This window comes from Phenylobacterium sp., from assembly GCF_031181185.1.
In the GTDB taxonomy this organism is placed as follows: Bacteria; Pseudomonadota; Alphaproteobacteria; order Caulobacterales; family Caulobacteraceae; genus Phenylobacterium.
Window position 1 is genome coordinate 1 of sequence record NZ_JAPSKZ010000158.1, and the last position, 8,359, is coordinate 8,359.

Consider the following 8,359-nt stretch of genomic DNA (forward strand, 5'->3'; position numbering starts at 1 on the left):
GCAACAGGGCGGGTGTCACGCCAGCGCCTTGCGGAAGAGGTGAAGACGATGCAGTCGACGCGCCCCGAGCTTCTCCACCTGCCTGAGGCTGGCCGCGTTCGAGTCGGCGATCCAGGTCACGCCGCAGCGCCGGTAGCCGCGCCGGCGAAGCGCCGAGACGACGCGCTCCAGCATGGCGGCGTTCAGGCCGAGGCCGTGCATCGCCCGCTTCACGGAGTAGAGGATGATCACGGCCCGTTCGCGCCGGAGCCATGTGCGCAACAGGTGGAGCGGCGCCGAGAGCCCCATGCGGCCGCCGGTGGCCCTCAGAAAAGGACTCAGATCAGGGATGCAGATGATCACGCCGGCGGGCTCCTGCCTGTGGCGGGCGATCGCGGCGATCTCCGGGTCGAGGATCCACATCATCTCGCCGGCCTGGAAGCGGAACTCCTCGGCCGTGAGCGGCACGAACATCGGATTGTCCCGGAAGCCGTCGTTGAGGCAGGCCCGCGCCTCCTCGAAGCGCTCCGCGAAGTGGCGGCGGTCGATGGGCGCGAAGGTCCAGTCCGGCGACGCGAGCACTTCGGCCGAGCGCGGGTTGCGCAGCGCGGCCGGTTCGACGGCCGCGACATCGAACTCGAACGTGGACATCGGGAAGAACCGCTCGTAGCCGCACGCCTCCAGCAGCCGAGGCAGGTGCGGCGGCGTCCACACCATGTCGGTATAGGGGGCGTGCTCGAAGCCCTCGGTGACGATCCCGATCTGCTGCATGGCGGTGAGATTGAAGGCGCCTGCGAGGTGATCGCAGCCCTGAGCGCGCACGAAGGCCTCGGCCCGAGCCAGCAGGGCCTGCGCGGCTTCGAGGTCATCGGCCGCGTCGAACCAGCCGAAGCAACCGCGCTTCCAGCCATGGCGGCGGTCGGATTGCGGATGCGTATGAGCGGTGAGCCGCGCGACGGGGCGGCCGTTACGCAGCGCCGTGAAGTAGGTCAGTTCGCCGCCGCCGATCAGCAGCGGGTTCTTCCCGGGATCCAGGTAGCGCCGCATGTCGGCCTGCATCATCGGGACATAGGGGCTTGTCGGTCCGTACACCGCGAGTGGCGTCTCGAAGAAGCTGTCGAAATCGCGCTCGCGGATCTCGAGGCTCATCGGGCGCTCCGTTCCGCCGCGGCGGCGGCCAGCCGCTGGAAGATCAGGAGCTCCACGACGTCGTCGCCCGTCCGCGTTGCTTCCGTGGCCGCCAGCGCCAGGCGCAGGGGCTTGGTGGTGATCCGGATGGCGTGGCTCGCGGAATGCCGCCGCAGCAGGTCGGCGAGCTGCTCGCGCGCGTCGCGGGTCAGGCGCGTGGCCGGGTCGGCCACCTGTCCGGCCCCGAGAACAGGCGACGCCTCGAAGGCCCGCGCCAGCGTCTCTGCATCGTAGGCGCCGATGTCGGGCTCCTCCAGAAGCGCCAGGTCCGACAGGCTGGGGTGGCGGGTCGCCGCCGCGAGAAACGCCTCGAGCGAAGAGGTCTCTGCGCCAGCGAGCGTGCGCAGCAGGCTCAGCCGGCGGGCTTCGGCGTGGTCGGCCTGCAGACGGAGCAGGACGGCGAGCGCGCCCAGGCCGGCCAGCACGACGGCGGCCAACCTCGCGAAGTCCGTCCAGGCAGAAAGGCCGAGCCCCGCCGCCGCACCGGCCGCCAGCCAGAGAGCTACCGCGAGCACCGCCGCCGTCCCTCGCCCGCCAATCGTGGCGCCCGCCGCGCCGTGGACCAGGGCGAGCACGCCCAGGCCGCTGAGCCCGACGGGGAAGGCGTCCACAAAATCCGTGGCGGCGAGCGCCGCGACAGTCATGAGGCCGGCCGTCATCCGGTCGAGGGCGCCGTTCTCGGCCGTCGTGAGGCTCGTGCGGTCGCGGACGAGCGCAAGGACCAGCACCGCGGCGAGACCGCCGACCACATAGGCCGCCAGCGCCGGCTCCGCCCACGCCGCGCTCCGGAAGAGCGCCGCGGCGGGCCCGGTGAGCGCGCCAGCCAGCAACGCAACCTTCAGCGCCCGCGGCGCATGCCGGCGGAGCAGCTGCTCGGCGAGGAGCAGGCCGCCCAGCGGCAGGGCGCCGGCCAGCACCAGGGTGAGCGCCTCGAACCCCGCCGCGCCGGTGAAGTGGAACAGCGCGCGCAGGCCGTAGAACAGGCCGGCCAGGAGGAAGACGAAACGCAGGCGCGCCTGCACGGCGCTCTTTGGCCCATGCCCGCCCACCCGAAGCGCATAGGCGAGCAGCGCCAGAGCCGCGAAGCCGTCGACCATCGCTTGGGCGAGGGCGGGATCCATCATTTCGCAAGCAGCTTGGCCATGAAGCGCCGCACCAGAGCGCGCTTCACCGCCGCGATGGGCGCCGGCACGGGCCGCTCCACCTTCAGGTCGTAGGGATTGAAGAACCAGCCACGGAAGTCGGTTCTGCTGGGCCGCCCCGTCGCCAGCGACAGCGCCTCGTAGGCCAAGAGGCAGCCGGTGGTGATCACCATGGGCGCGAAGCTCATGCGCTTGCGCTTCCCCGCGGCCATCTCCGCCGCCATCGCCAGATCCACGTGGCGGTGGGCAGAGGAGTGGGTGAGGACGTATTCGATCTCCTTCATGAACGCCGCCCGCGCCGCTTCCGGCGTGATGGCGCGCCAGTCCTGGCCCCGCGTCGGGTAGCCCAGCCGCGCCTCAGGTCGCGGATCGCCCGGGCGGACAAGGATCACGGACGGCAGCGGGGCGGCGTAGGCGTCGATGACGCTGGCGCCCTGCGCCTGGGCGGTGCGGTAGAGGTGGATCGTGGCCGGGATGTCGTCGCAGCCGTTCACCAGGATCTTGCAGCGGGCGGCGATGTCGCCGAGGTGGTCCGTCCACTCGGCGCCCAGCACTTGGACCTCCGCCTGCGGGTTGATCCGCCGGATGGCCTCCGCCGTCGCCTGGGCCTTGGCTCGGCCGACGGTGTCGGTGAACGCGAATACCTGACGGTTCAGGTTCGACGTCTCGAACTCGTCGACATCGGCCAAGATCAGCCGTCCGACGCCGGCGCGCGCCAGCGCCTGAACGCAGGCGCCGCCCATGCCGCCGACGCCAGCCACGAACACCTCCGCCTTACGAAGGCGCGCCTGCTCCTCGGCCGTTACGAAGCCGAGGTTGCGGGTGGTGAATTCGCCATAATCGAAGTTCATCGGCGCCATGGTCTCAATTCACCCCAGGGCTGGTCGTCGGAGAGCCAGTGGACGACGGGAAGCACCAGGGTGCGGACGGCTGTGAGCGCGCCCACGGAGGCCAGGCCCAAACCGGTGGAAGGCGGCGCAACCCGGGCGGCGTAGCGAGCCGCCGCCTGCATGTCGATGCGCCCGATCTGCAGCACATCGTCGCCGCGATCGTAGTCGAGCTCGCGTCGGCACAGCTCATTGAAGCGCTCCCGTCTGTGCTTCGGGGCCTGTTCGAAGGTCTTCTTCAGGGCGTCCGAGCCGCCGGTGTAGGCGTTGGTTATGACGAAGCGCTGCTCGTCGAAGCCGGCCTCTTCGCCGACGCCAAAGACGGCCCGGTGACGGGCCATGATCTGGCGGGCCAGGAGGCGGTGCTCGAAGCTCGGCCGCTTGGCGGCGCCCGGATACACGTCTGAGAACGTCTCAGCCACCATCCCCACCACGGCAGGCACCTGCGTCACGCTGGAAAGCCACATGGGCCGCGCCTGCCGCTCCAAGAAGAGCAGGGCGCAGGTCAGGCCGTACAGTGTCGCCGACAGTCCTTGGCTGCGCACGGCGGGGTCGACCATCACCAAGCCGAGGTGCAGCACCTCCAGCGGCTGGCCGCGCAGTTCGGCTTCCATGAGCGTCAGCACGTTGAAGGCGATCGGCCGCCGCGTCGCCTTCTCGTAGACGATCGTGACGACCGCATCGGCCAGGCGCGCCGGATCGCCGCCGAGGACGCCGTACTCCAGGTCAGCGGCCGGCAGGGTGGCGCTCGCGACTTGCCGCAGGTCGTCAATCATCGCGCGGCAGGCGACCGGCGACAGCGTCGTCCCCGGACGCTCAACGATCCGCGTTGCCAGACCTGGGCCCGCACTCAAGCGCACATTCAGCATCGCGACTCCGCCGAGGGAGTCCAACATACGTCGATCGGCAAGGAGAGCGCAGCCCTGAAGCTTTGCAGGTCTCAGGTCGCGCTGGCGGTCGCGGGTGCAAGGTCCGCTCGCTGGCGGCGTCCGGAGGACTGCGTGGACGGCGCGAGGGCCCACGACATTCGCTTGCGGTAGGGCTCAGCCGGCGCCGGCCGCGGCGGCAAGGTGGTCCCTCGGCGGGCGGGAAGGCTGCGCCAGGGTCGGCGGCGCGACGAGAACCGCCAGAGCCCGCTCACGCATCCGCCGCGTCATGGCCGGGCTCCAGGTCGTCAACCGAGCGCGTCATGGCGTCGTACAGACGGACGGGGTCTGCGCCGAGGCAGCGGGCGATCCGCAGGAGCTCCAGCGCATCGATGCGCCGCTGCCCGGCCTCGATCAGGCCCACGTGCGAGGCCGCCCGGCCGAGGCGGGCGGCGAGCTGGCGCTGAGAGAGGCCGGCCGCCTTGCGCTCCTGGACGAGCACCGAGACCATGGCCCGGTACTCCGGCGAGAACACCGGATTTGCGCGGCGCGGGCGCGGCCCCAGGCCGCCCGCCGGAGCCTGGCCCACCGCGGTCATGAGAAGTAGGTCCCGCCGTTGATGTCCAGGTTGACGCCATTGAGGAAGCTCGACGCCTCCGAAGCGAGGTAGGCGATGGCCTCCGCAACCTCCGCCGCCTGGCCTTCGCGCTTCAGGGGCGTCGCCGAGGCCACGGCCGCCCGGATTTCCGGCTTGGTGAAGGTGTCGTGGAACGTGGTGCTGATCATGCCCGGACAGACCGCGTTGACGCGGATGCCGCGCGGCCCCAGCTCCTTCGCCATGGAGCGGGTGAACGTCATCACCGCGCCCTTCGAGGTCGCGTAGGCCGACGCTCCGCCGCCGCCCCCGTCGCGGCCGGCCTGGGAGGCGACGTTGACGATGGCCCCGCCCGCGCCCATCCGGCCCGCCGCCGCCTTGGTCGCCAGGAAGACGGACTTCAGGTTCAGCGCGATCACACGATCGAAGAAGGTCTCGTCCATCTCCTCCAACGTCTTTCGGGCCACGATCCCGCCCGTGACGTTGACCAGCACGTCCACGGCCGGCCCGAAGGCTTCCGCGCTCGCGGCGAACAGCGCCTCCACGTCGGCGGCTTGGGTCATGTCGCCCCGCACGAGCAGAGCCTGGCCGCCCGCCGCCTTGATGTCGGCCAGCGTGCGCTCGGCGGCCGCGGCGTCGTTGCAGTAGTTCAGGGCGACCCGCGCGCCCGAGGCCGCGAGCTTCAGCGACACCGCGCGCCCGATGTCACGCCCGCCGCCGGTCACCACCGCCACCTTACCCTGGAATGCCATGCTCGATCTCTCTCCTTAAGCTTGTGAAGGCGGCGCCTGCGGGCGCGCCCGGGCCTCTCCCAGCGCCAGCACCGAGACGAGCGACAGCGGCACGATGGCTGCGGCCAGCACGAAGATCGGGGCGTAGGAGACCTTGGTCATGACGGGCACGAGCCAGGTGGTGAGCAGGACGCCGGCGACGGCGGCCGTGCCGCTGACCCCCGCAAGCGTGCCCACGCTCTTGCCGCTGAAGTAGTCGGCCGGAAGGGACTGGATGTTGCCGATGGCGGTCTGGAAGCCGAACAGGATCACCGAGATCACCAGCACGGCCAGCAGCGGGTCGGCCGCCCGGGCCGTCACCAGCAGCGCCGGCAGCATCACGGCCGCGCCGACGGCGATGGCGGTCTTCCGCGCCCGCCCGACGGGCCAGCCGCGGCGGATCAGGGCGCCGGACAGCCAGCCGCCGAACAGGCTGCCGATCATCGCGCCCACGTAGGGCACCCAGGCGAAGAGGCCGATCTGCTTGATGTCGAAACCGAACGTTTCGGCCAGGTAGATCGGCAGCCAGGAGACGAACAGCCACCAGACGGGGTCCAGGAAGAACCGCGCGAGGATGACGCCCCAGGCCTCGCGCCGGCGCAGCAGCTCGCCCAGCCGGGGCGGCGGGCCGTCGTCGGCCTCGACCTGGGCGGCGTCGCGGCCGCTGAGGATATGCGCGCGCTCGGCCTCGCTGACCCACGGATGGGCGGCAGGGCCGGCGCGATAGAGGTAGAGCCACGGGATCAGCCAGACGGCGCCGAGCCCGCCCACGACGAGGAAGGTGGCTTGCCAGCCGAAGCCCACGAACATGAGCGCGATCAGCGGCGCCGAGACGATGGCGCCGATCGAGGCGCCCGAGTTGAAGATCCCTTGGGCGAACGCGCGCTCGCGCCCCGGGAACCACTCCGCGTTGGCCTTGGCGGCGCCTGGCCATGCCCCGGCCTCGCTGAGTCCCAGCAGCGCCCGGAAGGCGCCGAACGCCAGCACCGACCGGGCGGTGGCGTGCAGGGCGATGGCCGCCGACCAGACCACGATCGAGATGGTGAAGCCGATGCGCGTGCCGAGGCGGTCGAAGACGCGGCCGAAGACCGATTGGCCCAGCGCGTAGAAGACCATGAACACGGTGACGAGGCCGGCGTAGTCCTCCTTGCTCGCCCCGATCTCGCGGCTGATCTCGGGCCACATGACCGCCAGCGCGTTGCGGTCGATGTAGTTGATGACGGTGGCCACGGCGATCAGGCCGATCACCACCCAGCGGAACCCGAAGCGCTTCATCCGACCATGCCCCCTTGTTGCCCGATCAGCGGTCGAAACGGGCGTAGGGGCCCGTCCATTCGAGGATGCGCCCGCCCGCTTGCACGCGATGGCGCGCCTTCGGATCGGGATCGCGGGCCAGCGCCAGGACCACCACGCGCCCGGTGGCGAGGCCGATGCTGACGACGTCGGCGTCGGCGGCCGCGGTGCGCTCCAGCGAGGCGATGCGGCTGCGCGGCGCGAGCGTGTATTCGGCCGAGCCGTTGTACTCGCCGTGCGGCTCCAGAACGCTGACGAAGGTGGCGTCCGTCTGGCCGGCGGCGCGCTGGATGAACAGCGGCTCGCGGCGGAGGTTGAAGTTGGGATCGTTGGCGCCGGTCTCGGCCAGGATCAGCTCGGCGCCGGGCTGGGGGATGAACCGGTAAGTATAGAAGCGCCCCGCCAGCAACCAGGTGGCCCAGGCCTCCTGGGGCGCAGGCCTGGCCACGCCGTCGACCCAGACGTGCTGGTAGCCGTGCGCCGCGCCCAGCACTGGCCGTTCTGCGACGTGCGACTGCGGCTTGACGCCAAGGGCGGTGATGTGGCCGGCGTAGTGCAGCGGCAGGTCGTAGGTTGAGGCCGACTTTCCCGTCGCGGACAGGAGGTCGAGCACCACGGGGTGCTCGAGGTCGGGGTGCGAGAGAAGGGCGAGGGTGCGCCGGAAGTCCACGCCGGGATAGGCGCCGTCCATCCGTGCGGAGGCGATGCGGGTTTGCGGCTCGTCCGCAAAAACGAGCGGCTGCGGCCAGGCGGCCTCGGCGCGCTTCAGGTCGGCGTCGAAATGGCTGCGTCCGTTCGCGACCAGGGTGTTGTGCGCCAGCGTCTGCTTCGCCCAGCTGGCGTTCTCGGGCAGGTAGCCGCCGCCGCCCTTCGTCTCCACGTTCAGGAAGCGCGCGGCGCCATAGTCGGTCACCACCTCCTGGCCGTTGTCGTAGAAGACCCACGAGAGCTTGTCGAAGTGCCCATGCCCCATTCCCTGGGCCGTGTTCTTCATGACCAGCGCCTGGTCGCGCGAGCCGGGGCCGGAGCGCAGGATGGCCAGCGCGCCGCGGTCGCCTTCGGGTCCGTCCCGCAGGAGGGCGGAGCGGAAGGGGAAGGGCGCCTGCCGACCTTCGGCCAGGCCGCGCGCCACCTTTAGGCCGTCGGGCGAGAGCACCGTTCGCTGCTGGCCCTCGGCGATGGAAAGCAGGTCCGCGGCGCCCGTCTGGGCGTAGGCGATGGCGACCGCATGATGCAGCTCCTCGGTATCGAGGCCCTTGTCCTTCACGGCGTCGTTCAGAGGGAAGAAGCGGCTCGCGTACGTGAGCTGGATCGTCGTGCGGATCGCCTTCAGCAGCACCCCGTCGCGGCGCTGGAAGATCCGTCGCTCGGGCTCGTTGGTCTCGATGGCGCGGGCGAACACCACGAACGGCATCAGGGCGTAGCGCTGGTAGTAGGGGCCCTCCTCGTAGTAGCCGTCGGGCGAGAAGAGGCGGTCCACCTGGCGCAGGAAGCCGGCGCGCCCGCTGCGGTCTGTGCCGAGCAACGCCTTCTCCACCAGGACCCGATCGCCCAGCACGTAACCGGTCATGCCCACGCCCGCGACCGCCCAGGTGGCGTGGTTGTGGATCCGGTCGAAGTTCGCGGGCGTCCCTGACAG

The 8,359-nt window shown here is 71.0% G+C and carries 8 protein-coding genes; all 8 read right to left on the reverse strand.

Annotation, left to right across the window (positions count from 1 at the left end; genetic code table 11):
* Window positions 1-15 precede the first annotated feature (15 nt).
* Window positions 16-1,128 carry a GNAT family N-acetyltransferase gene (locus RIF93_RS16110; RefSeq protein ID WP_309092467.1) on the reverse strand — a complete coding sequence of 371 codons (1,113 nt, stop codon included), beginning with the start codon at window positions 1,126-1,128 and terminating at the stop codon, window positions 16-18.
* On the reverse strand, window positions 1,125-2,291 hold the full coding sequence (locus tag RIF93_RS16115; RefSeq protein ID WP_309092468.1) for a hypothetical protein: 1,167 nt from the start codon (window positions 2,289-2,291) through the stop codon (window positions 1,125-1,127). The genes RIF93_RS16110 and RIF93_RS16115 overlap by 4 nt, the downstream gene beginning before the upstream one ends.
* Entirely contained in the window at window positions 2,288-3,169 is an 882-nt protein-coding gene (locus RIF93_RS16120) for a ThiF family adenylyltransferase (RefSeq protein WP_309092469.1), read from the reverse strand. The genes RIF93_RS16115 and RIF93_RS16120 overlap by 4 nt, the downstream gene beginning before the upstream one ends.
* The gene (locus tag RIF93_RS16125; protein ID WP_309092470.1) at window positions 3,157-3,972 is read right to left on the reverse strand and encodes a hypothetical protein; all 816 of its coding nucleotides are present in this window, start codon (window positions 3,970-3,972) and stop codon (window positions 3,157-3,159) included. The genes RIF93_RS16120 and RIF93_RS16125 overlap by 13 nt, the downstream gene beginning before the upstream one ends.
* A 361-nt stretch (window positions 3,973-4,333) precedes the next feature.
* Entirely contained in the window at window positions 4,334-4,660 is a 327-nt protein-coding gene (locus RIF93_RS16130) for a helix-turn-helix transcriptional regulator (RefSeq protein WP_309092471.1), read from the reverse strand.
* Window positions 4,657-5,409, reverse strand: a complete 753-nt coding sequence (locus tag RIF93_RS16135; RefSeq protein WP_309092472.1) for a glucose 1-dehydrogenase — start codon at window positions 5,407-5,409, stop codon at window positions 4,657-4,659. The genes RIF93_RS16130 and RIF93_RS16135 overlap by 4 nt, the downstream gene beginning before the upstream one ends.
* A gap of 15 nt (window positions 5,410-5,424) precedes the next feature.
* Window positions 5,425-6,702, reverse strand: a complete 1,278-nt coding sequence (locus tag RIF93_RS16140; protein WP_309092473.1) for an MFS transporter — start codon at window positions 6,700-6,702, stop codon at window positions 5,425-5,427.
* Between the two features lie 25 nt (window positions 6,703-6,727).
* Window positions 6,728-8,359, reverse strand: a 1,632-nt coding sequence (locus tag RIF93_RS16145; RefSeq protein ID WP_309092474.1) for an alginate lyase family protein, incomplete at its 5' end; no start/stop codon positions are given.

What these genes read in the sequence shown, in the direction of transcription:
- RIF93_RS16130 (WP_309092471.1), bottom strand. Translation starts at nt 4,660, where the DNA reads ATGACCGCGGTGGGCCAGGCTCCGGCGGGCGGCCTGGGGCCGCGCCCG.
- RIF93_RS16125 (WP_309092470.1), bottom strand. Translation starts at nt 3,972, where the DNA reads ATGATTGACGACCTGCGGCAAGTCGCGAGCGCCACCCTGCCGGCCGCT.
- RIF93_RS16135 (WP_309092472.1), bottom strand. Translation starts at nt 5,409, where the DNA reads ATGGCATTCCAGGGTAAGGTGGCGGTGGTGACCGGCGGCGGGCGTGAC.
- RIF93_RS16140 (WP_309092473.1), bottom strand. Translation starts at nt 6,702, where the DNA reads ATGAAGCGCTTCGGGTTCCGCTGGGTGGTGATCGGCCTGATCGCCGTG.
- RIF93_RS16110 (WP_309092467.1), bottom strand. Translation starts at nt 1,128, where the DNA reads ATGAGCCTCGAGATCCGCGAGCGCGATTTCGACAGCTTCTTCGAGACG.
- RIF93_RS16120 (WP_309092469.1), bottom strand. Translation starts at nt 3,169, where the DNA reads ATGGCGCCGATGAACTTCGATTATGGCGAATTCACCACCCGCAACCTC.
- RIF93_RS16115 (WP_309092468.1), bottom strand. Translation starts at nt 2,291, where the DNA reads ATGATGGATCCCGCCCTCGCCCAAGCGATGGTCGACGGCTTCGCGGCT.